Here is a 22,615-nt window from a genome sequence, read left to right as displayed (position 1 = left end):
ATCTGTCATTTTTGTGGTGAATTACCATGTCTTATCAGATTTGGCTGGCCTATATGCTGGCCTGTTGGGTGATTAGTGTGTCGCCGGGCGCAGGTGCGATTGCCTCGATGTCGAGTGGGCTGAATTACGGTTTTCGTCATGGTTACTGGAATGCCATCGGGCTGCAACTGGCGCTGCTGGTACAGATTGCGATTGTGGCGGCCGGCGCGGGCGTGCTATTTGCGACCACGCCTTGGGCTTTTCTGGCAGTGAAATGGTTCGGGGTAGCGTATCTGCTGTATCTGGCCTATCTGCAATGGAAAGCGCCGGTACACTCGATTGAAATCCGGCAGGATTTACCACAGAAATCAGCTGGACGACTGCTGCTGAACGGTTTTCTGGTGAATATGAGCAATCCGAAAGCGATTGTATTTTTGCTGGCTGTCTTGCCACAATTTCTGGATTTATCCAAACCGCAGTGGATTCAATATCTGATTATGGCAGCAACCATGATTACGATTGATCTGATTGTGATGGCGGGCTATACCGGCCTGGCAGCTAAGGTTTTAAGATTGTTAAAGTCACCGCGTCAGCAGAAAGTCATGAACCGGACGTTTGCCGGTCTGTTTGCTGGTGCTGCATTTTTATTAAGTCTGGTGCATCAGTAATAGATGTTGATTTTCCCCTCTCAATGATAAAGAGGAGAGGGCTAGATGGAACCTTTCGGTTGATTGTTTAGGCCAGTTTTTTAAATTTCTGCATGGTAAAGATCAGGGCAAAAATCACCGCCATGGTCAGCACAATAGTCAGACCGGTCGAGGTATTTAAGCCGGCGCTGGACCATAAACCAACCGTTACCCCAATTTGTGCAATCACAAAAGCCCAAATCACCATCTGTTTCGGAGAATACGCCAGCAGTCGTGCCGTGAGCGCCGGAATCACCAGCAGCGCACCCATCAATAGCGAGCCGACCGCGCGTAATGCCAGAACCGTAAACAGGGCCAGCAGCAACATAAAAATCAGACGTTGCCACTGGGCATGAATACCTTCACTGGCAGCAATATCCGGATCAATGGCAATCTGAATCTGGGCTTGCCAATACTTATATAGAACCAGCAGTGCACCGACAATCACCAGCGCAAAGATGGGTAAATCAGCCCAGGAGATCGTGAGCAGATCACCAAACAGGTAGCTGAGCAGTTCCGGACGCAGGCTTGGAATATGCTGAATAAACAGCAGACCGGAGCAGAGCAGGGTCGCAGAGCATAAGGCCAGCAGGGCATCATTCGGTAAGCGCGGATCATGCAGAATCCAAAGAATACCAACCAGTAATAAGGCTAAAAATGTAACGCCCATCCACAGCGGTAAGCTCAAGGCGCCGGCAATGGCCACGCCTAATAAGGTGCCATGTGCCATGGTATCGGCAAAAAAAGACATCCGGCGCCACAGCATCAGACAGCCGAGCGGTGCAGTCAGAAACACCAGTAAGGTGCCCATGATCCAGGCCGGAAGTAATAACGATAACCAATCCATCATGGTTTAGACTTCCGGTTCAGGGTGAATATGGGGACGGGAATCATGCTGACACGGCTCGGCATGGTCGCCATGCGCACAATGATCATGATGATGCTGATAGAACACCCGGTTGGTACCAAAAATGGCCTGATATTCCGGATGCTGCTGCACGCTTTCGGGCAAGCCGCTACAGCAAATGTGTTTATTTAAACATACCACCCGATGCGTGCCTTGCATGACCCATTGCAGATCATGTGAGACCATCAGCACGGCACAGCCATATTTTTCTGGTAGGCTACGCACATAGTCATACAGCTCGGCTTCCGACTGGATATCCAGCCCCTGCATTGGTTCATCCAGCACCAGCACATCGGGTTGGCGCAATAAGGCGCGGGCCAGTAATACCCGCTGCCGTTCACCACCTGACAATTGCTGCACTTTGGAATTTTCCAGCTTGGCAATACCGGTATCGCGGATAATTTCTGCTTTTAACGTGCTGCTACATTTTTCTAAAGCCAGCAGATCCTTGACCCTTAACGGCAAGCTGTGTGAAGGATTGAATTTCTGCGGCACATAGGAGAATTTTAGTTTTTTATCGGCCAGTACTTTGCCAGCCGTGGGTTTGACAATACCGAGCATGACTTTAATCAGCGTCGATTTGCCGGCACCATTCGGACCAATGAGCGTGACAATTTCTTTCTCATGCAAAGAGAAATCGACCTGTTTTAAAATATCACGCTCATCAATCCGGACTTGAATCTGTTCAAGGCGAATCAGCGGCGCAGGACTTAGCGTTTGCTGGCGCAGTGCTGACATAAACCAGAAATCTCGATAATACTATGATGGGCGGTGAAGTGGTCCGAAGCCGACAGCTCTGCCAGTTGCTGCAGTAAACCCTGCGCAGAAGCTTCTTTGACCACTTTGCATTCGGTGCAAATTAAAAACGCCGCCTGATGGCCTTCGCGCGGATGGCAGCAGGGAATATAGGCATTAATAGAAGTTAAACGGTGAATCAGCCCTTTTTCTAATAAAAAGTCGAGGGTGCGGTACACGGTTGGTGGTGCCGCCGGACGATCTGACTCACTTTTAATTTTGGCCAGCAGGTCGTATGCCCCCATCGGGCCCGAGGCATTTAAAATCAGTTCCAGCACTTCACGACGAAGTGGGGTCAGGCGAGCACCTGTGGCGGCACAGAGACTTTCGGCTTCAGCAAGACGCTGCTCAATATTTTGATGGTCGTGCACGCCATGTAATGCATCATGATGTTCATGAGAACATAAGCTCATAGCTACCCCAAGGAAATGTAGGAGGAAAATCGGACATTAAATTTTAACATGAAGTATAGTCAGATTCGATTATACATAGGTATTTTTGTTATTTTGTTATAATATAACATCTATCCTGTTTTATGATTTTGCGCTCATGTCCCGTTTTTTCGCCTTCTGTGCTCTGGCTTTGTTCAGTACCTTGAGTTGGTCTCAAAGTCTTGTTATTTCGACACAGCCGATTTATCTGATTGCCAAGGAAATTACACAAGGCATAGAAACCCCGACCTTATTATTGGCCGACCAGACCGGACATGATGTCAGTTTGACTCCTGCACATCGCAAGACCATTCAGGATGCAGGTCTGGTGATCTGGCTGGGCAAAGCGCATGAAGCGCCTCTAGAAAAACTGTTCAGCAATCAGAGCAAAGCTATTTCATTGCTAGATTCTGGCATTTTGCAAACGCTACCACAGCGTAGCCCTCGTGGTGCAGCATTAAAAGATACGGTCGACTCGCATGTCTGGCTTGATCCGAACAATGCCATTCGTATTGGCTTTTTTATTGCGGCCTTGCGTTCCCAGCAGGTGCCTGAGCAGCGTGAACAGTACTGGGCCAATGCCCGTGCCTTTGCCCAAGAGTTGCTCCTGACCGCAGACAAGTTTAAAAGCAAAGCCTCGGCCAAAGCCTACTGGTCTTATCATGATGCCTATCAATATCTGGAACGTCCGCTGAACCTGAAGTTTGCCGGCGCACTGACCCATGATCCGCATGTCGCTCCGACGGTGGCGCAAATTAAATATATGAATGATCATCGTCCAAACACGAAAATGTGTTTACTGGCCGAAGGTCATGCCAGCAAGAGCCAGTATCAGCGCCTGAATCCGATTGTGTTTCAAATGGTCGACGAAAGTATGAGTGGGGCAGGGGACTTTGTGCGGGCCTGGCAGAAATTGGCTACCCAAACGCAAAAATGTGTAATAAATGCGCAAAAATAGCGCGTTTTGGCGGCAAATTTGAATTATGACAATACGGTTACAGTTGTGCAAAAAAATACGACTAAGATCGGGAAAAGATTGCATGTTCAGGGGTGTAACTCTATAATGCCTGCGATAAAAAACGATCATCAGTTAAACTTGTCAAGCATTTATGCTGTGAGTGGAAAGTAAATGAGCCGAACTAGTCGCTTGATTGACCGACGATTAGCGAAAGCTTTGGTCTTCTTGCAAGCATTCATGATACCTGTTGCTGCATTGATTGCCTGGATATTCAAAGATGCTACAGCCGCCTTGAGTGCCGCACTTGGTGCATTGGTATGTTGGGTTGCAAGTTGTTATTTTTCCTGGCAGTCGTTCCGCGCAGCAGGCGCGAGAGCATCTAAACAAGTTCTGTCGAACATGTATAGGGGCATGCTCGGTAAGTTTGCGATTGTGATCGTAGGATTCATTTTAATTTTAAGCAATGTCGAGCCGTTGTCTCCGGTTGCATTGTTTTGTGGTTTTATTCTCGTTCAGGCCATGTCGTGGGTTGCTCCGTTTTGGGTGTCACGTCTACAAAAACGAGTATAGGCGCAGCAAAAATTGAAAAGTTTTTAGGAGATGAGCGAGATATCAAGCAGCACGCGATATTCGTTCCCTCTTTTGTTTTTGACATTGACCAGGTGTGATTTATGGCTGCTGAAGAACATGCCCTTACTTCGACCGAGTACATCAAGCACCACTTGACCAACATGACGTACGGTAAAATGCCGGACGGTACATGGAAATTGGCCGAGTCTGCTGAAGAAGCTCAACAGATGGGGTTCACTGCTATTCACTTGGATTCAATGGGTTGGTCAATTGGCCTTGGTATCATTTTCTGTTTGCTGTTCTGGGTGGTAGCGAAAGCTGCAAACTCTGGTGTTCCAACCAAGTTCCAGTCTGCAATTGAAATGATTATTGAGTTTGTTGACTCAAGTGTCCGCGACACATTCCATGGCAAATCTCGCTTAATTGCGCCGTTAGCTTTAACCATCTTCGTGTGGATTTTCCTCATGAACTTGATGGACCTGATTCCTGTTGACTGGATTCCTTATACAGCTCAACTGATCGGTGCTAACGTGTTTGGTATGGACCCTCACCACGTTTACTTCAAGATTGTTCCATCTACAGATCCTAACATTACCCTTGGTATGTCTTTATCTGTATTTGTCCTGATCTTGTTCTACAGCATCCGTGAAAAGGGTGTTGGCGGTTTCGTTGGCGAGTTGGCACTTAACCCATTTAACCCAAGTAACCCAGTTGCAAAAGCGTTGCTTATTCCAGTGAACTTGATTCTGGAATTGGTAACTTTCCTTGCACGTCCAGTTTCATTGGCTCTCCGACTTTTCGGTAACATGTATGCAGGTGAGTTAATCTTCATCCTGATCGCATTATTACCGTTCTGGATCCAGTGGGCGTTGTCTGTGCCTTGGGCGATCTTCCACATTCTTGTTATTACGCTACAAGCATTCATTTTCATGATGCTGACTATCGTATACTTGAGCATGGCAAGCGAAAAGCATTAATGGTATTGCCTGACTGTCACCGGATGGTTGGGCACAATTTTTTAATTTAATTTGGTATAAAACCTAACCTCTGAGGAATTTTTCATGGAACTCACTTTAGGTCTAGTTGCAATTGCATCTGCTATCTTGATCGCTTTCGGTGCTTTAGGTACTGCGATTGGTTTTGGTCTTTTGGGCGGTCGCTTCCTTGAAGCTGTTGCACGTCAGCCAGAATTGGCTCCACAACTTCAAACTCGTATGTTCTTAATCGCGGGTCTTCTTGATGCTGTGCCTATGATCGGTGTTGGTATTGGCTTGTTCTTCATCTTCGCTAATCCATTTGTAGGTTAATCAGCTTAATTCCCAAAAATCCACTATTTGAGGAATAGCAATGAATATCAACCTCACATTGATTGGCCAAGCGATTGCATTTGCGATTTTCGTCGCATTCTGCATGAAGTTTGTATGGCCACCACTAATCAATGCGATTAGTGAGCGTCAGCGTCGCATCGCTGATGGCTTAAATGCTGCTGAAAAAGCAAAAGCTGACCTTGCTGATGCGCAAGCACAAGTTAAGGCAGAGCTAGACGCAGCGAAAGCACAAGCGGCTCAATTGATCGAACAAGCGAACCGTCGTGCAGCACAATTGGTCGAAGAAGCGCGTACTCAAGCATCTGCTGAAGGTGAGCGTATCCGTCAACAGGCGAAAGAAGCTGTTGATACTGAAATCAATGCTGCTCGCGAAGAATTACGTCAACAAGTCGCTGCTTTGGCAGTTGCCGGTGCTGAGAAAATTCTTAGCCAGCAAGTTGACGCAGAAGCTCACAATGCCATGCTGAACCAGCTGGCTGCTAAACTTTAAGCGAGGCGAAATATGGCTGAACTCTTGACGTTGGCACGCCCATATGCGAAAGCAGCATATGCTTATGCCTCTGAGCAAAGTGCAACTGACAGTTGGTCACAAGCACTAGCATTGCTCAGTGCTGCGGTACAAGACGAAGCATTTTCAGCTTACTTAAATCGCCCTGAGCTTACTCCTGCAGAGCAGGTGAGTGTTTTTGCAAAAGTTTTAGGTGAAGACCAGACTGCAGCATTGTCAAACTTTTTGACTTTGCTTGCTGAAAATGATCGTTTGTCTTTAATGCCTGAAATTCAAGCAGAATATGAACAGCTCAAATCACAGAATAACAACAATGTGGACGTCGTAATTGAATCGGCTTTCCCATTGTCTGCTGACCAGGAACAAGTGTTGAAAGCGGCGCTGGAAAAGCGTTTCAACAGCACGGTTTCTATTGTAGTAGAAGTCAACCCGGCGTTAATCGCGGGTGTTGTTATTCGTGCAGGCGACCAAGTGATAGATGATTCTGCGCTTAACAAGCTTGAAAAAATGCGGACTCGTCTTCTTGCGTAATTGCATATAAGAAGACTGAACTTTAAAAAGATTGAGGTATAGCGCAATGCAACAACTGAATCCATCCGAGATCAGTGCGCTCATTAAACAGCGTATCGGCGATCTGGACACCAGCGCGACCGCTAAAAACGAAGGTACCATTGTTATGGTATCCGACGGTATTGTGCGCATTCACGGTCTTGCTGATGCAATGTACGGTGAAATGATCGAATTCGACGGCGGCTTATACGGTATGGCACTGAACCTAGAACAGGATTCAGTGGGCGTCGTTGTTTTAGGTAACTACTTAGGCCTTCAAGAAGGTCAAAAAGCTCGTTGTACAGGTCGTGTATTAGAAGTTCCGGTTGGTCCAGAACTTTTAGGCCGTGTCGTAGATGCTTTGGGTAACCCAATTGATGGTAAAGGCCCAATTGATGCGAAATTAACTGATGCTGTAGAAAAAGTAGCACCAGGCGTAATTTGGCGTCAATCAGTGGATCAACCTGTACAAACTGGTTATAAATCAGTAGATACAATGATCCCAGTTGGCCGTGGTCAGCGTGAGTTGATCATTGGTGACCGTCAGACTGGTAAAACAGCTATGGCGATCGATGCGATCATCGCTCAGAAAAACTCTGGCATTAAGTGTGTATACGTAGCAATTGGTCAAAAACAATCGACTATCGCGAACGTAGTACGCAAGCTGGAAGAAACTGGCGCTATGGCGTATACCACTGTTGTAGCAGCAGCTGCAGCTGATCCAGCAGCAATGCTGTATCTGGCGCCTTATGCTGGCTGTACAATGGGCGAATACTTCCGTGATCGTGGTGAAGACGCGTTAATTATTTATGATGATTTGTCTAAGCAAGCTGTTGCTTACCGTCAAATTTCATTGCTTCTTCGTCGTCCACCAGGTCGTGAAGCTTACCCAGGTGACGTATTCTATCTACATTCACGTCTACTTGAACGTGCTTCTCGCGTATCTGCTGACTATGTTGAGAAATTCACTAACGGTGAAGTTAAAGGCCAAACTGGTTCATTAACTGCATTGCCGATTATTGAAACTCAAGCAGGTGACGTATCTGCATTCGTACCGACTAACGTAATTTCGATTACTGATGGTCAGATCTTCCTTGAAACATCATTATTCAACGCGGGTATTCGTCCTGCGGTGAACGCCGGTATTTCTGTATCGCGTGTTGGTGGTTCGGCTCAAACGAAGATCATCAAAAAATTGTCTGGTGGTATCCGTACCGCTTTGGCGCAATACCGTGAATTGGCAGCGTTTGCTCAGTTCGCTTCTGACCTTGACGAAGCAACTCGTAAGCAACTTGAACATGGTCAACGCGTAACTGAGTTAATGAAGCAGAAACAATATGCGCCTTACTCAATTGCTGACCAGGCTGTTTCAGTTTATGCATCTAACGAAGGCTACATGGCTGACGTTGAAGTGAAGAAAATCGTAGACTTTGATGCTGCGTTAATTTCTTACTTCCGTTCAGAGCACGCTGCGTTAATGCAACAAATCGATGAAACTGGTGATTACAACAAAGACATCGAAGCTGCAATCAAAGCAGGTATTGAAAGCTTTAAAGCGACTCAAACTTACTAATTTAGCACTTTGCTAATTAGTGTTGGTTTGGTTCACGGATCAACCTTCGAGGGCTCGAAAGGGCCTTCGAATACTAGGTTAAGCGTATGGCAAACTTAAAAGAAATTCGCGCCAAAGTAGCTAGTATCAAGAGCACGCAGAAGATTACTCGAGCGATGCAAATGGTAGCTGCTTCTAAGATGCGTCGTGCGCAAGAGCGCATGGCTCAAGGCCGTCCGTATGCCGAAAATATGCACCGTGTAATTGCTCATTTGGTACAAGCGAATCCTGAATATAAACACCGTTATATGGTTGAGCGTCCTGTGAAGCGCGTTGGCTATATCATTGTTTCTTCAGATCGTGGTTTGGCAGGCGGTTTGAACATTAACTTGTTCAAAAAAGTGGTCAAACACGTACAACAGCAACAAGAGCAGTCAATTGAAGTTCAATTTGCTTTAATTGGTCAAAAAGCGGTTTCGTTTTTTAAAAACTACGGCGGTAAAGTACTAGGTGCAACTACAAACGTAGGTGATACACCAAGTCTTGAACAGTTATCTGGTTCTGTACAGGTGATGTTAGACGCTTATGATAAAGGCGAGTTAGATCGTATTTATCTGGTGTCCAACGGCTTTGTCAATGCCATGACTCAAAATCAAAAAATCGAACAGCTTGTTCCTTTAGCAGCTGCTGAAGAAGACAAGACCCTGAACCGTCAATACGGTTGGGACTATATCTATGAACCAGAAGCAGAAGAACTGCTGAATGGTTTATTGGTTCGTTATATTGAGTCTGTGGTGTATCAAGGTGTGATTGAAAACATCGCTTGTGAGCAATCTGCACGTATGGTCGCAATGAAAGCTGCGACAGATAACGCAGGTGAGCTTATCAAGAACCTACAACTTATTTATAACAAGCTGCGTCAAGCCGCGATTACTCAGGAAATTTCTGAGATCGTTGGTGGTGCCGCTGCCGTTTAACATTATTTTGAATTGAGGAGACAGCAATGAGTAGCGGTCGTATCATTCAGATCATCGGCGCGGTTATCGACGTCGAGTTTGAACGCAACAGCGTTCCTAAGATCTATGACGCTCTTCACGTTGATGGCACTGAAACTACTTTAGAAGTTCAGCAACAACTTGGTGACGGCGTTGTACGTACAATTGCGATGGGATCTACTGAAGGTCTTAAACGTGGTTTGAACGTAACTAACACTAACGCGCCGATCTCTGTACCAGTAGGTACAGCGACACTTGGTCGTATCATGGACGTTCTTGGTCGCCCTATCGACGAAGCTGGTCCAGTTGCAACTGAAGAGCGTTTACCAATTCACCGTCAAGCGCCTTCTTATGCAGAACAAGCGGCTTCTACTGACCTTCTAGAAACTGGTATTAAAGTCATTGACTTACTTTGCCCGTTCGCGAAAGGTGGTAAAGTTGGTCTGTTCGGTGGTGCCGGTGTTGGTAAAACTGTAAACATGATGGAGTTGATCAACAACATCGCTAAAGCGCACTCAGGTTTATCTGTATTCGCTGGTGTTGGTGAGCGTACTCGTGAAGGTAACGACTTCTATCACGAGATGAAAGACTCTAACGTTCTAGACAAAGTAGCAATGGTCTACGGTCAGATGAACGAGCCACCTGGTAACCGTTTACGCGTAGCGTTGACTGGTCTGACTATGGCTGAGTACTTCCGTGATCAAAAAGACGAAAACGGTAAAGGCCGTGACGTATTATTGTTCGTTGACAACATCTACCGTTATACACTAGCAGGTACTGAAGTATCAGCACTTCTAGGCCGTATGCCATCTGCAGTAGGTTATCAGCCTACACTTGCAGAAGAGATGGGTGTTCTTCAAGAACGTATTACATCAACTAAGTCTGGTTCGATTACGTCTATCCAAGCGGTATACGTACCTGCCGATGACTTAACAGATCCATCGCCTGCTACAACGTTCGCTCACTTGGACGCAACTGTTGTATTGAGCCGTGACATCGCTTCTCAAGGTATTTACCCTGCGATCGATCCACTTGACTCAACTTCACGTCAGTTAGATCCACTGGTAGTTGGTACTGAGCATTACGAAATTGCTCGTGCAGTTCAAAACGTTCTTCAACGTTATAAAGAACTGAAAGACATTATCGCAATTCTTGGTATGGACGAATTGTCAGAAGAAGACAAACTTACTGTATACCGTGCACGTAAGATCCAGCGTTTCTTCTCTCAACCGTTCCACGTAGCTGAAGTATTTACTGGCGCGCCTGGTAAACTTGTACCGCTTAAAGAAACGATTCGTGGCTTTAAAGGTCTTCTAGCTGGTGAATACGATCACATCCCAGAACAAGCGTTCTATATGGTTGGTGGTATTGACGAAGTGATTGCTAAAGCCGAGAAACTTTAATTAGCTACCTAATTTAGGAGGTTCTCATGGCGACTATGCAATGTGACGTTGTAAGTGTTCAGGAGTCTTTGTACTCTGGCACTGTAACTATGCTAATTGCAAAAGGTGCTGGCGGTGAGTTGGGTATTATGCCTGGCCACGCTCCGCTGGTAACTTTGCTCCAACCTGGCGCGATCCGCGTTATTTTGGAAAATGGTACAGAAGAATTAATCTATGTATCTGGTGGTGTTCTAGAAGTTCAACCGCACGTTGTTACGGTTCTTGCAGATACTGCAGTCCGTGCAGAAAACTTGGATGAAGCGGCAATTATTGAAGCGCGTAAACACGCTGAACAATTGCTGGCGAATCAAAAGAGCGATTTGGACGCTGCTGCTGCTTTGGCTGCTTTGGCAGAAACTGCTGCACAGTTGGAAACGATCCGCAAAATCAAAAACCGCGCAATGTAATTGCTGGTTTAAGATTGAAGAAACCACCCGAAAGGGTGGTTTTTTTATGAATACTATTTAATGGAATATATTGGTAAATAACTTATATATTTGTTATATCTCATGCTCTTAAAAAATAAATAAGGGGAATTTGGGGTGTCAAATAAAATTATTTTACCGCTATTATTATCATTAGGTTTTGTTGGTTGTGCTTCGGTTCCGAAAGCAGATCCACAAGCAGTGCAGCAACAAAAAAAGATTCAAGCGCCACAAGCAGGTCAAGCAGGAATCTATGTGTACCGCTCGAATAGCGTTGTAGGTGCAGGACTCAAGAAAGATATTTGGGTTAATGGTGAGTGCTTGGGTGAAACTGCACGTGGTGTTTATTTTTATACAGAGGTAGAAGGTGGTAAAACACATATTGTGTCTACAGAATCAGAGTTTTCTCCTAATCACCTGAACGTAACTACACAAAGTGGGAAAAACTATTATGTTCAACAATACATTAAACCAGGTGTATTTGTTGGTGGTGCAAACGTAAAATTGGTTGATGAGACTGAAGGTCAGCAGGCGATTGAAAAATACAGTTTGGCAGTAGGCGGCAAATGTTCTAAGCCTTCTATTCAACTTCCTAAATAATAATTTCCACATCTGTGTTTGCGGTTGCTGCAAGGTGTAAATCGCAAACACTTGCTTTTGATCTAAAGACTTTCATTCATCTTTACTTAACCCAGCTCTATATCCATTTTTCCAAACCCTGATAATTTCATTGTTTAATTTTTCATAAAAATAGCCTGAAACATGCCAAGCTGTTCTCATAAAAATAGAATTTAGAGCTGTTCAAGATATTCCTTATGCTCACCACCCTGATAAGTCGCAAAACGCGGCTGTTTACGTTCAAACACCGGTGCTGGACTCGGCCATGGCCATTCACCGAAATGGGTGTCGCGGTAACGTTTAAAGGCAGCGTTCAGTTCATCTTCACTATTTAGTACAAAAGGCCCGCGCATGGCTACCGGTGCACCAATTGGTTCACCTTCAAGCCATAGAATCCGGGATTCGAGTAGTCCACCTTTTAAATGAATCTCGGCATCCGATTTCAATTCGGCCAAATATTTCACGTCCATCTGCTGACCTTCAAGCTCTAAACTCTTACCCTGATAGAAATAACAGAAGCGGGTCGAGCTGGCGCTGGTGGCTGGAATAGTGACTTCAGCTTCGGGCGCTAGGGTAATCAGGTAAATATTCACCTTGTTTTCAGCCGGCGCTGCCCATGAATGAGGTGGACGTGGCAGGGCATCGGTTTCTTTAAATTGACCGGAAATCACCCGGATATCAGCTTTCTGGCCTGCCGCATTGGCTTCAATTACATGCGGAATCTGCTCGCGCCATAACATTTTATAATCAGCTGGCTGCTGTTTCTGCTCAGGTGATGAATTAAACCAGATCTGGAACAGCTCTATCGGGTTGGCTTGATCTTCATGCACGAGTGGAAACATCTCGCAGTGTTCGACGCCATTGCCGGTGGTTAGCCATTGCACATCTCCAGCGGCATAGCGACCGGCATTGCCGAGTGAATCAAAATGATCGACCACGCCTTGTTCCACTAAGGTAATGGTTTCAAAACCGGTATGTGGATGCTCAGGGAAACCGGGCACCACATCGCCATAATACATATTGTATTCTTTATTTTGTGGTGACGTTTGCGGACCCAGTTGGGCATTGCCAGCCGGAAAATGATCCAGATGATGGGCACAGAAGATAAACGGATCTTTCAGATCTAAACGGAATGTCACCGGTACAACAGAATAAATCAGTGGATGCTGCATGGCAGACCTCTTATTTTTAAATGAACGCATTATTTTTTTAAATTTTAACCATCAGGATTAGCTCAAAAAGCTATCTCAATTAAGCAGACTCACCACCCAGATGGGCAGTGAGCCTGAAAATCAGGATTCAGTTGCTGCCTGATTTTCAGTGTCAGTGTTTGCGCTTTCAGTATTTTCAGAATTCTCTGACTGTAACAGGATGCTGGCCAGTTTCACCATTTCAGACTGTACCGTGCCCATCTGCTGCTGAATTTTGGCAAAATCCACTTTGCTGAGGTCAATCTGGCCATTTAAAAATGGCGAAGCCAGAACCTGTTCATTGGCTTGCAGAATGTTCTGGCGAATATTGTCAATTTCCTGACTTTTTAAATTCAAACTGTTTAAGGCGCTATTAAAGCCCTGTAATTGCTGTTGCAATTTGCTGGCTGCGCTTTGTAGCTGTTGATGATCCTGACTGTTGACGGCCTGTTGCAGCTCGGTCTGGGTCTGTCGCAACTGCTCGACATACTCACCGGCTTTCAGCTGCATATCAGCCACATCGCGCACAATATAAAACATATTGCCACTTTTTAAATCGGCTTGTGGTGCAGGGCTTTGCTGCTGGGAGGTGATTTCGGTATCCGGATCGGCTTCCGAAACCGGAGCGCTGGGCTGGTCACAACCGACCAGCAGTAGAGCTGAAGTCAGCAGGCCAAAGGGCAGGAGAAAATGGGAAAAGGCGCGTTTCATGGCAAGATCAATCACAATTTTTTATCTTGCAGTTTAATATAGGGGCTTTAATTAAATAAAAAACAGATTGTTGCAAAGCAATAACAATTTTCCAGGGCAAACAGGCGGTGTGATGAGCGTGGCTTATGGATGTCTAGATCTATAAAAAAAGAGGGCCGCGACCCTCTTTGTTACTGTAAACAATTAACGCGCCAGTTCGGCATTAATCGCATCGACAATACGTGGGTCATCGGCCTGAATATCTGGGGCAAAACGTGCCACCACTTCGCCTTCTTTATTGATCAGGAATTTCTCGAAGTTCCACAGCACTTCAGGTGGTTCATTTGGGGTCAGACCATAATCCACCAGATCTTTCCACCACGGGCCTTCACCAATCCGTTCTGGAATGGCCTGGGTCAGACGAGCATATAGCGGATGTTTATCTTCACCCACCACTGAAATTTTGGCGAATAACGGGAAATCTACCTGATAATTCAGCGAACAGAACTGCTGGATTTCTTCATTGCTGCCGGGTTCCTGCGCCAGAAAGTCATTGGCCGGGAAACCGAGAATTTCCAGACCTTGTTCTTTTTTCTGCTGATAAAGCTTTTGCAGACCTTCATATTGCGGCGTCAGACCGCATTTAGAAGCCACGTTTACAATCAGCAGCACCTTGCCTTGATACTGGTTCAGTGTGGTTTCTTCACGCTGAATGGTCACGACCGGAATGTCATATACAGATGCCATGTGTTTATCCTAAAGTGATTTATTGTCGTTCTCTGTTGTAACGGGCTTTGCCCAATCCCGCAAGACCTATTGCTGCGGCTTTTGGCAGATTTTTGTATAGCGCTGTGTCAATGCGGCATATTTTAAGCAGGTGCGGAATCCCAGCAAAGTGGAGTGATGGAGCAATTTGAACGCAGCACAAGATTTCACCATCGCGAACTGCCCCAAAGCAGTTAAATTGGACTAGAATGAGGGCACAAGGAAAGTTTAAAAATAAAGTGAAAAGGCATTCATTCAGCGCAGGAAGCAGCGTCTGCTTCAGGCCGATCGACTCAACAAGGAACAGAATATGACACAGCAAGAAAAAATGCTGTCTTGGGCCATTCTTTTACCGGTCAGCGCGGTACTGATCTGGTCACTGAATATTGTCGTGACCCGCTATGTGACCGACTTTATCTCGCCGGTGAGCATCAGTTTTTATCGCTGGTTTTTTGCCTTTCTGATTCTGACCCCATTTATTTTGCCGCGGGTGATTCGTGAGCGTGCCCTGATTGTGCCGCATCTGAAACAGCTGGCAGTGCTGAGTGCCTTTGGACTGGTGCTGTATCAGGGACTGGCCTATACCGCTGCGCATTACACCACCGCCACCAATATGGGCATTATTAATGCCTTTATTCCGATTTTTACCATTTTTGTGTCGATGCTGATTCTGCGCGATATTCCGAATCGCTACGCCATTATTGGCAGCCTGTTGTCCTTTGCCGGGCTAATCTATGTGATGGGGCAGGGCAATCCTTGGGGCTTGCTGCATGCCGGTGGTCAGTGGGGCGATCTGCTGATGATTATTGCCGTGTTTTTCTATGCCTTTTACGGGGTTTTTCTGAAAAAATGGCAGCTGCAGATTCCGTTAATGCTGAGCCTGTATGTGCAGATTCTGTTTGCACTGCTGTATCACCTGCCGTTTGTGGCCTGGTTGGGTCTTGATGCTATCAATATGGCGAATGCCGGCAGCGTGATCTACGCCAGTATTTTCCCTTCATTAATTGCGCCTTTGGTGTGGATGATGGCGATTCAGCGTCTGGGACCGAACCGCACCAGTATCTTTATGAACCTGATGCCGGTGTTTACCGCTTTAATTGCCTTTGTCTGGTTAAAAGAGGCCTGGACCATTTATCACAGTATTGGTGGGGCGATTATTCTGTTCGGAATTGTGCTGGCCCAGAAAAAAACTGTGGCGCCAGTGCTGCTAAAAGCCAAATAATTGTCTAAAAAACGAACAAACAAACTTAATTTTTTGCTTGAATGATCTCGTGAATAAAGGCAAATAGACTTTAGTCGAGGAGAGTAGCTTTTAGCTTCTTTAAAAAGCACTTTAAAAAGAGTAAGATAATTTGAACTTTTTTCAAATAATGATTGATTAATCATAGGTTTAAGCTGCTTTTTAAGAGCTAAAATATATTTGTTTTTTTTAAACTGTTCGCCCATAATACGCTCCATCGCAGATCAGCGACTGTTGCTGATTTGTCCAGAGATTTCGATACCCTCTGGATGTGATTGATACACATCCTTTTTTATGCTCAACCATCCCTATATGGTTGAGCTTTTTTTTGCCTGAAATTTCTTTCATTTCTGGCCCGATCTTCAGTCACGAATCACGGCACCGGTTTCAGCATCCAGAATACGGCTAGGTAACTGGCTGAGTCCCAAATCGCCATTTAAATAATTCAGCTGATTGCCAAAATACTGGCTGGCCTCTTGCAGGGAGCGCGCCGGTTCCTGTCCGGCCGGATTGGCACTGGTCGATACAATAAAGCCGCTAAAGGCATGACATAGCGCGACACAGAGCGGATGCGTGGTTACACGTACCGCGACTTTAGGATGCTGGCCTTTAATCCAGCTGGGAATATGCTCACCTGCCGGCAACAACCAGGTGGTAGCACGCTCTGCGGGTGGATTGAGCCAGGAGTCGATCACCTGTTGACGCTGTGGTTCGGCCAGGTTGTGCAGCAAATGTTCTACCTGGGAAATATGACCGGCCAATAAAATCACGCCTTTTTCAATCGGACGCTGTTTTAGTTGCAGAATCTGCATGAATGCATCTTGGTTATACGGGTCACAGCCGAGACCCCAAACTGCCTCTGTAGGATAGGCCAGCACCTGTCCTTGCTGTAGACAAGTGGCTGCTTCGGCAACAGAGGTTGTAATCATGTGGTACACCTTTCGAGGTTATGCGGGGTGTACTATTGTGAACCTTATTGTGATGGACGACAACGCAGATATAGCCCCGATTGCTGCATTGCCATTCCGAGCAGCTCCAGTTCCATTAACTGCGCGGTTAAATGGGCGGTTTCCTGTTGCAGTTCGCTGGCCAGCTGGTCCATATTTTTACCGACCCAGTCCAGCTGGCTGTATAGGGCCAACAGATGTTCGGGTAAGGTCGGGTGGGCAGCTGCAGATGCTGTAGCGGATAAGGTCGCCTGCTGCTGGCTCAGCCATTGGGTTGGCAAGGCCAGATCTTCAATGACCTGTTCCGGATGATCAACCAGAATCGCGCCTTCCCGAATCAGTTGATGGCAGCCCTGATGAAATTCACTGTAAATATGTCCCGGAATGGCAAACACGGTTTTACCTTGCTCGGCCGCCAGTTTGGCGGTAATCAGCGAGCCGCTGTCCAGCGTGGCTTCGGCTACAATCACTCCCAGGCTAAGTCCACTGACAATGCGGTTACGCCGTGGAAAATGCTGCTGTAGCGGTTTGGTCTGTGGCAGGAACTCACTGATAATAGTGCCATGCCGTTGCAGAATCTGGTCACGCAGACCCTGGTGTGTGGCCGGGTAGGTGAGGTCGAGACCAGTACCCATCACGGCAATGGTACGTTGATGTTTCAAGCCACCCTGATGGGCTGCTTCATCAATGCCTTGCGCCAGGCCACTGTTAATAAAAAAGCCTTTTTCACTTAAATAATAGGCAAAGTCATAAGCCACCTGCCGGCCATGCGGACTGGCTTTGCGACTGCCGACAATTGCCACTTGCGGCTGAAGTAAAGGTTGTGCCTGTCCTTGGCCAAATAAAATTGGTGGCTTGTCGGTATAGGGCAGCAGTTGGGTGGGGTAACCGACATCTTCGGGAATAAGAATAAAATCGGTATGTTGCTGGACGCGCTGCAGCAAGTGCTGGAAGTCGGCTTGTGCCTGTGCTTGATGAAAATCCCGTGCGCGTTGCAGATGGTTCTGATGCAGTCCCAGTTCTGCCCAGCGCTGCAGGTTGCCGGCTTCGGTGGCCGCAGCGGCCGAACCGAAGTGCCGGATTAATTTATAAAAGCTGGGGAGTGAATGCTGAACCAGATACCACAGGCGAATCGTTGCGAGATGACCGGGTGATATCGTATTCAGCATGGCTCATCCCTCAGTCTTAATCTTCCATAATCGGTGGCTGAATACCGGCCCCGACTTTAATTGGTAGTTCGCTGTCCAGAATATAGGCATAGCTGAGCTGGTCAAAGGTTTTAAAGACCATGGCATAGCCAATACGCTCGCCTGGCAGCTGCACCCGTTCACGGGTTTTCGGATCGGTGACCACTTCGCCTTTTTGAGTTACAGCAAATACATGACCGGATTGCACGCCGTGCGCCTGACCACGGTCAATGGTGACCACACTGTGTTTAGCCGCGGTCCCAATTGACCCCATCACACGTACCACCTGGCCATCCGCTGCAATATGTTCGGCATTGGTCGGATAGAACAGGGTCGGTAACATCGGGTCATATTCTGGCAGCACACGATCACCACGACGCACTTCGGCATTGTAAGTGTCGGTCAGTTCCAGGGTAGTAATGTCATTTTCACCGCGTACTGCAATACCGGATGCAACCTGAGTCAGCTCCAGACCGGCATTGTATTTTTTACCGTTGGCATCGGTGAAGATATACGGTTCGCCTTCACGATACACGGCATAACGCTGGCCAACTTGCAGACCCTGACCGCGGGCATAGACATTCTGGCCTTTAGCCGCCAATACACGCTGATCCGCCGTGCCTAAAATATAAGGCGTCTGTTGCAAAGATTCAGGGGCAATAATGCTGGTGCGTTCCAGCCAGTGCTGGATGTACTCCAGTGGAATCACCGGAATGGTATTGTTGAGTGACTCGACCCGGATTTGCGGCTGCAGGCTGGTGGTGTTACCCGTATAACGACGGATAATACCTTCACAGCCATCACCTTCATCTTTACCAATGATCGGGCGGCCATCATAGGTACACATCAGCAGGCGATCTCCCGGGAAAATCCAGTGCGGATTTTTCACGTGCTTGTTGCTGGCCCAGATTTCACGCCAGCGCAGCGGGTTTTGCAGAAACTTCTTGGAAATATCCCACAGCGTATCGCCTTTTTTCACCACATACACATTTGGTGCATTGGCCTGTAAGGTCGGTGGGTTGATATTGCGTGCCGGTGCGGCCTGTACAGTACTGACTGCGCCCACCCCAAAACTGAAACAGACAGCAAGTGCCAGCGCCTGCTGTTTTAACCCCAAGGCACGAAAAGAAGATGTGCCCTTCAAAACCTTTTTCATTATCATAATTCCTAAAATTATGTATGTAGTTGCGTTATAATAACGATCTTACATACATTTTTTCGATGAAGCATTCCTTCATTCGGTTATTTGACCAATGGCAAAGCTGAGGACGTAATATGGCCTTATTACCTATTTTAAGTTTCCCCGATCCCCGTCTTCGTACCATTGCACAACCCGTCGAAGAAGTTACTGATGAAATTCGTCAGCTCGCCGCAGATATGTTTGAAACCATGTATGAAGCGCCCGGCATCGGGCTGGCTGCAACGCAGGTTGACCGTCATATTCAGCTGATTGTTATGGATCTGTCTGAAAACAAAGACCAACCGATGGTATTCATTAACCCCAAAATTACCCCATTGACTGAAGAAACCCAGCCTTATGAAGAAGGCTGCTTGTCAGTGCCTCAAATATACGACAAAGTTGAGCGTCCGTCACGTGTAAAAATTGAGGCAATTAACCTTGAAGGTCAAGCATTTGAGTTAGAAGCGGACGGACTTCTCGCTGTCTGTATCCAACATGAAATGGATCACTTAAATGGTAAGCTTTTTGTCGATTATCTGTCGCCATTAAAGCGCCAGCGTGCCCGTGAAAAAGTCGAAAAAGTGGTGCGTCAGCGTCAGAAAGTGGCGGTTAAACGCTAAACAGCCCTGCGACCAAAAGATCAGGACAAAACAGCCCAATTTCGATTGGGCTTTGTTATACTTGGGCCAGTCAAAAGCAGGAATATATGTTTGTTGATTCGTAGTGGTTTACTGCTCTCACTGATGGCAGTATTTTTACAGATTGCTGTTTTTTTACAGCCTTTGCTGCCGAAAGCCTATCAGGTGGCACCGGTCTGTGAAACCATTACGCGTGCGCTTTTATTGCCGGTTGATCATTCAGCGCATGGACATGCCCATTCCGAACATCTGTACAGTCAGCATCAACCAGTCATTTCAGATGACGGGCATAATCATCATGATGCCAATCATCAATGCCAGTACTGTACCGTGTACGGCAATCTCGTTTTACCGCCAGAACTCAGTGTGAAAGAAGTGCTTGATCGTATTCAAGTGCGTTTTATCGCTTTTGAAAAAGCTTTCCAGCATGTCTGGTTTGCACTGCAACGACTATTTCTTATTCCTCAGGGTAGGGCACCGCCACTGTTTGCATAAAACCGCGTTTGTTTTGCTTGGGTCTTGAATGACTTAAGCCGTGTTTTATATGTATTCCAGTGAGAAATGAAAAATGGCTCAGCCAAAATTCTTTTTACAGCCTCTTGCGGCTGCGATTTGTGTTGCTTGTTATTCACCAGTTGTGTTTGCAGAAACACCAACACCCGTCCAAAGTCTGGCACCAATTGTGATGACTGCGCATCAGGGCAATGATGCCAACGGCCTGATTGTCCGTGCCGATCCGAAACAGCCAATTCAACCGATTCCAGCCACCGATGGTGCAGATTATCTGCAAAGTATTGTCGGTTTTAGCGCGGTCAACAGTGGCGCCGGCACCAATGGCGATGTAACTTTCCGGGGCATGTTTGGTTCGCGGATTAAAATTCTGACCGATGGCACAGAAAACCTGGGTGCCTGTCCGAGTCGTATGGATTCACCGACCTCCTATATTTCACCAGAAAGTTATGACCAGATTTCGGTAATTAAAGGCCCACAAACCGTGCAATATGCCAATACCGGTTCAGCTGCCACGGTGATTTTTGAGCGCCGTCCGGAACAGTTTGATGAAGATCAGCACTATCGTGGTCAACTGAGTGTGCTGGCCGGTTCATTTGGCCGTCTGGACCATAATATTGAGGTTGCAGCAGGCGACGAGCAGAAATATATTCGCCTAAATAGCAACCGTTCGGTATCGAATAGCTATCAGGATGGTGAGGGCAATACCGTGCCATCGGACTGGGAACGTTGGAATGCTGATGTAGCACTGGGCTGGACCCCGGATGCAGATACCTGGGTCGAACTGACTGGGGGGAAAGCCGATGGTGAAGCGGTGTATGCTGGCCGGATGATGGATGGTTCTAAATTTGCCCGTGAAAGTCTGGGTTTACGCGTTGAAAAACAGAACGTCACTGATGTGATCAAGAAAATTGAAGCGCAGGTTAACTACAACTTTAATGATCATGTGATGGATAACTATAGTTTGCGTCAGTTTAAGCCGACCATGATGATGCCAGAAGAAACGGCTACCAACGTGGCGCGTAAAACCTTAAACGCACGTCTGGCAGTGACACATGAGTGGGATCAGCTAGATTTTATTACGGGTATTGATACTCAAAATAATGAGCACACAATCCGTAAGACCGATACAGAAAATAATATTGCCTATCATGCCTTACCACGTATCAAAGATATGAAGTTTCAGTCTGTTGGCGCTTTTGGTGAGTTGGGTTATCAGCTGAGTGAGCAGAATCGTTTGGTGGGCGGTGTTCGTGTCGATCAGGTTGAAGTAGATGCGGTACAAAGCACACAGCAACGTCAGGAAACCTTACCGAGTGCCTTTATCCGTTTGGAAAATCAGCATCCTCATCATGATGCTAAAACCTATATTGGGCTTGGTTATGTAGAACGGATGCCAGATTATTGGGAACTGTTTAGTCCCGTTTCAGGAAATGGCAATACCAATACCTTTAAAAATATTGATACTGAAAAAACTTTGCAGCTAGATTTTGGTTATCAGCATGAGCATGGTGCATTTAGCTCCTGGGTGTCTGCATATGCAGGGTTGATTCAGGATTTTGTACTGACCGATTATCTGCCAACAGGCCGTATGGGTATGCTGGAAGCACATACCCAGAATGTCGATGCCACGATTGCGGGTGCAGAAGCGGGGCTGGCATATCAATTTAGCGATGCGATTCAGGCAGATGTTAGCGCAATGTATGCCTGGGGTGAAAACACCACTGACAATACGCCGTTACCACAGATTGCACCGCTTGAAGGTCGTGTAAACTTACGTTATATCCAGGATCGTTATACCTTGGGTGCCTATTGGCGAATCGTAGATGGTCAAAACCGGATTAGCCAGAACCAGGGCAATATTGTGGGCTATGACTTGAAAGAAAGCGCAGGTTTCGGCACCTTGTCCTTAAACGGCACATACCATCTTTCCGATGGGGTTGATCTTTCTGTGGGAATTGACAACGTTCTGGATAAGACGTATACCGAGCATCTCAATAAAATGGGGAATGCAGGTATTGGTTTAGCCGCCAACGAGCAATTCAATAATGTGGGCCGTAATTATTGGGCGCGAATGAGCTTTAAATTCTAATTAGCTCGAAATGTAGACAAAAAGCAGGGCAGAAGTTCTGCTTTTTATTCTTAATATTTTATTAAAATTATATATTTCAATAGTTTAACTTGGGTTGATATTTCCAAATAAAATAACGAATATTTTTATTAAAATAATTTTTATAAATAAAACAATTATTTATAATTTTTTTGGATTATAAAATAAACACACGTTTCAGAAGTTTTAAAAAAGGTGTTGCAACCCCTCTGAAATCCTGTAGAATGCACATCCATCGGCGGTGATGTTGATAAAAACTTGTTGATAAACAAGGATTTAACTAAAATGGTTGAGTTCTGGTTTAGGTGGTAAGTTTAGAAATAAAATCAATATTGCATGTTGACTTTCTAAAAATAGAGAGTAATATAGCCGACCTAGCTTGATGCTGACGAAGCATCGAGAAGATCATTAAGAG

General features: G+C 46.2%; 25 protein-coding genes. 16 read left to right on the top strand and 9 right to left on the bottom strand.

From position 1 onward, the window contains the following. Positions 1–26: 26 nt before the first annotated feature. Positions 27–647 carry a LysE family transporter gene (locus FTU69_RS13630; protein ID WP_005181385.1) on the top strand — a complete coding sequence of 207 codons (621 nt, stop codon included), beginning with the start codon at positions 27–29 and terminating at the stop codon, positions 645–647. A 67-nt stretch (positions 648–714) separates the two neighbouring features. Here the strand turns inward: FTU69_RS13630 and znuB are convergent, their stop codons facing one another. From znuB to FTU69_RS13615, 3 genes are read right to left on the bottom strand one after another with little or no spacing between them, the layout of a single operon-like run. Further along, positions 715–1,515, bottom strand: coding sequence for a zinc ABC transporter permease subunit ZnuB (gene znuB / locus FTU69_RS13625; RefSeq protein ID WP_180104045.1), 801 nt, complete (start codon positions 1,513–1,515; stop codon positions 715–717). 3 nt (positions 1,516–1,518) lie between these two features. Further along, positions 1,519–2,310, bottom strand: a complete 792-nt coding sequence (znuC, locus tag FTU69_RS13620; protein WP_016658981.1) for a zinc ABC transporter ATP-binding protein ZnuC — start codon at positions 2,308–2,310, stop codon at positions 1,519–1,521. Continuing rightward, positions 2,283–2,780: a transcriptional repressor gene (locus tag FTU69_RS13615; protein WP_005181393.1), complete on the bottom strand. Its 498-nt coding sequence runs from the start codon at positions 2,778–2,780 to the stop codon at positions 2,283–2,285. The genes znuC and FTU69_RS13615 overlap by 28 nt, the downstream gene beginning before the upstream one ends. Before the next feature lie 136 nt (positions 2,781–2,916). Here FTU69_RS13615 and FTU69_RS13610 point away from each other — a divergent pair, with 136 nt between their 5' ends. The 11 genes from FTU69_RS13610 (at position 2,917) to FTU69_RS13560 (ending at position 11,725) form a co-directional block, all read left to right on the top strand. Then, a complete protein-coding gene (locus FTU69_RS13610) occupies positions 2,917–3,756 on the top strand; it encodes a metal ABC transporter solute-binding protein, Zn/Mn family (RefSeq protein WP_180104044.1) in 840 nt (279 codons plus the stop codon). A gap of 171 nt (positions 3,757–3,927) precedes the next feature. Beyond that, the gene (locus FTU69_RS13605) at positions 3,928–4,326 is read left to right on the top strand and encodes an ATP synthase subunit I (protein WP_005181400.1); all 399 of its coding nucleotides are present in this window, start codon (positions 3,928–3,930) and stop codon (positions 4,324–4,326) included. A gap of 101 nt (positions 4,327–4,427) precedes the next feature. Further along, on the top strand, positions 4,428–5,303 hold the full coding sequence (gene atpB, locus FTU69_RS13600; protein ID WP_016658983.1) for a F0F1 ATP synthase subunit A: 876 nt from the start codon (positions 4,428–4,430) through the stop codon (positions 5,301–5,303). An 84-nt stretch (positions 5,304–5,387) separates the two neighbouring features. Then, positions 5,388–5,633: a F0F1 ATP synthase subunit C gene (gene atpE, locus FTU69_RS13595; RefSeq protein ID WP_000424060.1), complete on the top strand. Its 246-nt coding sequence runs from the start codon at positions 5,388–5,390 to the stop codon at positions 5,631–5,633. Positions 5,634–5,673: 40 nt separating this feature from the next. Then, entirely contained in the window at positions 5,674–6,144 is a 471-nt protein-coding gene (locus tag FTU69_RS13590; protein ID WP_005181403.1) for a F0F1 ATP synthase subunit B, read from the top strand. A 12-nt stretch (positions 6,145–6,156) separates the two neighbouring features. Further along, positions 6,157–6,693 (top strand): F0F1 ATP synthase subunit delta, encoded by a 537-nt coding sequence (locus tag FTU69_RS13585; RefSeq protein ID WP_005181408.1) that lies wholly within the window; start codon positions 6,157–6,159, stop codon positions 6,691–6,693. Positions 6,694–6,739: 46 nt separating this feature from the next. Further along, positions 6,740–8,284, top strand: coding sequence for a F0F1 ATP synthase subunit alpha (atpA, locus tag FTU69_RS13580; protein ID WP_005181412.1), 1,545 nt, complete (start codon positions 6,740–6,742; stop codon positions 8,282–8,284). A gap of 86 nt (positions 8,285–8,370) precedes the next feature. Then, the gene (gene atpG / locus FTU69_RS13575) at positions 8,371–9,240 is read left to right on the top strand and encodes a F0F1 ATP synthase subunit gamma (RefSeq protein WP_005181426.1); all 870 of its coding nucleotides are present in this window, start codon (positions 8,371–8,373) and stop codon (positions 9,238–9,240) included. Positions 9,241–9,266: 26 nt separating this feature from the next. Next, entirely contained in the window at positions 9,267–10,661 is a 1,395-nt protein-coding gene (gene atpD / locus FTU69_RS13570; RefSeq protein WP_005181429.1) for a F0F1 ATP synthase subunit beta, read from the top strand. Positions 10,662–10,687: 26 nt separating this feature from the next. Further along, the gene (locus FTU69_RS13565) at positions 10,688–11,107 is read left to right on the top strand and encodes a F0F1 ATP synthase subunit epsilon (protein WP_005181432.1); all 420 of its coding nucleotides are present in this window, start codon (positions 10,688–10,690) and stop codon (positions 11,105–11,107) included. Between the two features lie 135 nt (positions 11,108–11,242). After that, positions 11,243–11,725 (top strand): DUF2846 domain-containing protein, encoded by a 483-nt coding sequence (locus tag FTU69_RS13560; protein WP_005181435.1) that lies wholly within the window; start codon positions 11,243–11,245, stop codon positions 11,723–11,725. 191 nt (positions 11,726–11,916) lie between these two features. Here FTU69_RS13560 and FTU69_RS13555 read toward each other — a convergent pair whose 3' ends face one another. The 3 genes from FTU69_RS13555 to FTU69_RS13545 all read right to left on the bottom strand — a co-directional run bounded on the left by FTU69_RS13555 (position 11,917) and on the right by FTU69_RS13545 (position 14,370). Further along, a complete protein-coding gene (locus FTU69_RS13555) occupies positions 11,917–12,915 on the bottom strand; it encodes a pirin family protein (RefSeq protein WP_180104043.1) in 999 nt (332 codons plus the stop codon). Positions 12,916–13,035: 120 nt separating this feature from the next. Beyond that, positions 13,036–13,644, bottom strand: a complete 609-nt coding sequence (locus FTU69_RS13550; protein WP_160241814.1) for a hypothetical protein — start codon at positions 13,642–13,644, stop codon at positions 13,036–13,038. Between the two features lie 183 nt (positions 13,645–13,827). Further along, positions 13,828–14,370 carry a glutathione peroxidase gene (locus FTU69_RS13545; protein ID WP_180104042.1) on the bottom strand — a complete coding sequence of 181 codons (543 nt, stop codon included), beginning with the start codon at positions 14,368–14,370 and terminating at the stop codon, positions 13,828–13,830. A 328-nt stretch (positions 14,371–14,698) separates the two neighbouring features. Between FTU69_RS13545 and FTU69_RS13540 the strand changes: the two genes are divergently transcribed. Beyond that, complete coding sequence (locus tag FTU69_RS13540) at positions 14,699–15,610, top strand: DMT family transporter (RefSeq protein WP_005181447.1); 912 nt, start codon at positions 14,699–14,701, stop codon at positions 15,608–15,610. A 380-nt stretch (positions 15,611–15,990) separates the two neighbouring features. Here the strand turns inward: FTU69_RS13540 and FTU69_RS13535 are convergent, their stop codons facing one another. From FTU69_RS13535 to FTU69_RS13525, 3 genes are read right to left on the bottom strand one after another with little or no spacing between them, the layout of a single operon-like run. Continuing rightward, complete coding sequence (locus FTU69_RS13535; protein ID WP_005181449.1) at positions 15,991–16,557, bottom strand: L-threonylcarbamoyladenylate synthase; 567 nt, start codon at positions 16,555–16,557, stop codon at positions 15,991–15,993. A 44-nt stretch (positions 16,558–16,601) separates the two neighbouring features. Then, a complete protein-coding gene (gene dprA, locus FTU69_RS13530) occupies positions 16,602–17,744 on the bottom strand; it encodes a DNA-processing protein DprA (protein ID WP_005181456.1) in 1,143 nt (380 codons plus the stop codon). A 16-nt stretch (positions 17,745–17,760) separates the two neighbouring features. Beyond that, the gene (locus FTU69_RS13525; protein WP_016658990.1) at positions 17,761–18,918 is read right to left on the bottom strand and encodes a LysM peptidoglycan-binding domain-containing protein; all 1,158 of its coding nucleotides are present in this window, start codon (positions 18,916–18,918) and stop codon (positions 17,761–17,763) included. Between the two features lie 119 nt (positions 18,919–19,037). Here FTU69_RS13525 and def point away from each other — a divergent pair, with 119 nt between their 5' ends. From def to FTU69_RS13510, 3 genes are all read left to right on the top strand, one after another. Beyond that, complete coding sequence (def, locus tag FTU69_RS13520) at positions 19,038–19,562, top strand: peptide deformylase (protein ID WP_005181462.1); 525 nt, start codon at positions 19,038–19,040, stop codon at positions 19,560–19,562. Between the two features lie 90 nt (positions 19,563–19,652). Continuing rightward, positions 19,653–20,075: a DUF2946 family protein gene (locus tag FTU69_RS13515; RefSeq protein WP_016658991.1), complete on the top strand. Its 423-nt coding sequence runs from the start codon at positions 19,653–19,655 to the stop codon at positions 20,073–20,075. Positions 20,076–20,148: 73 nt separating this feature from the next. After that, positions 20,149–22,182 (top strand): TonB-dependent copper receptor, encoded by a 2,034-nt coding sequence (locus FTU69_RS13510; protein WP_163169919.1) that lies wholly within the window; start codon positions 20,149–20,151, stop codon positions 22,180–22,182. The last annotated feature ends 433 nt before the right edge of the window (positions 22,183–22,615 follow it).

This window comes from Acinetobacter sp. YH12134 (assembly GCF_013418555.1).
Classification (GTDB): domain Bacteria; phylum Pseudomonadota; class Gammaproteobacteria; order Pseudomonadales; family Moraxellaceae; genus Acinetobacter; species Acinetobacter indicus.
This window is presented reverse-complemented; position numbering and strand designations above follow the sequence as displayed.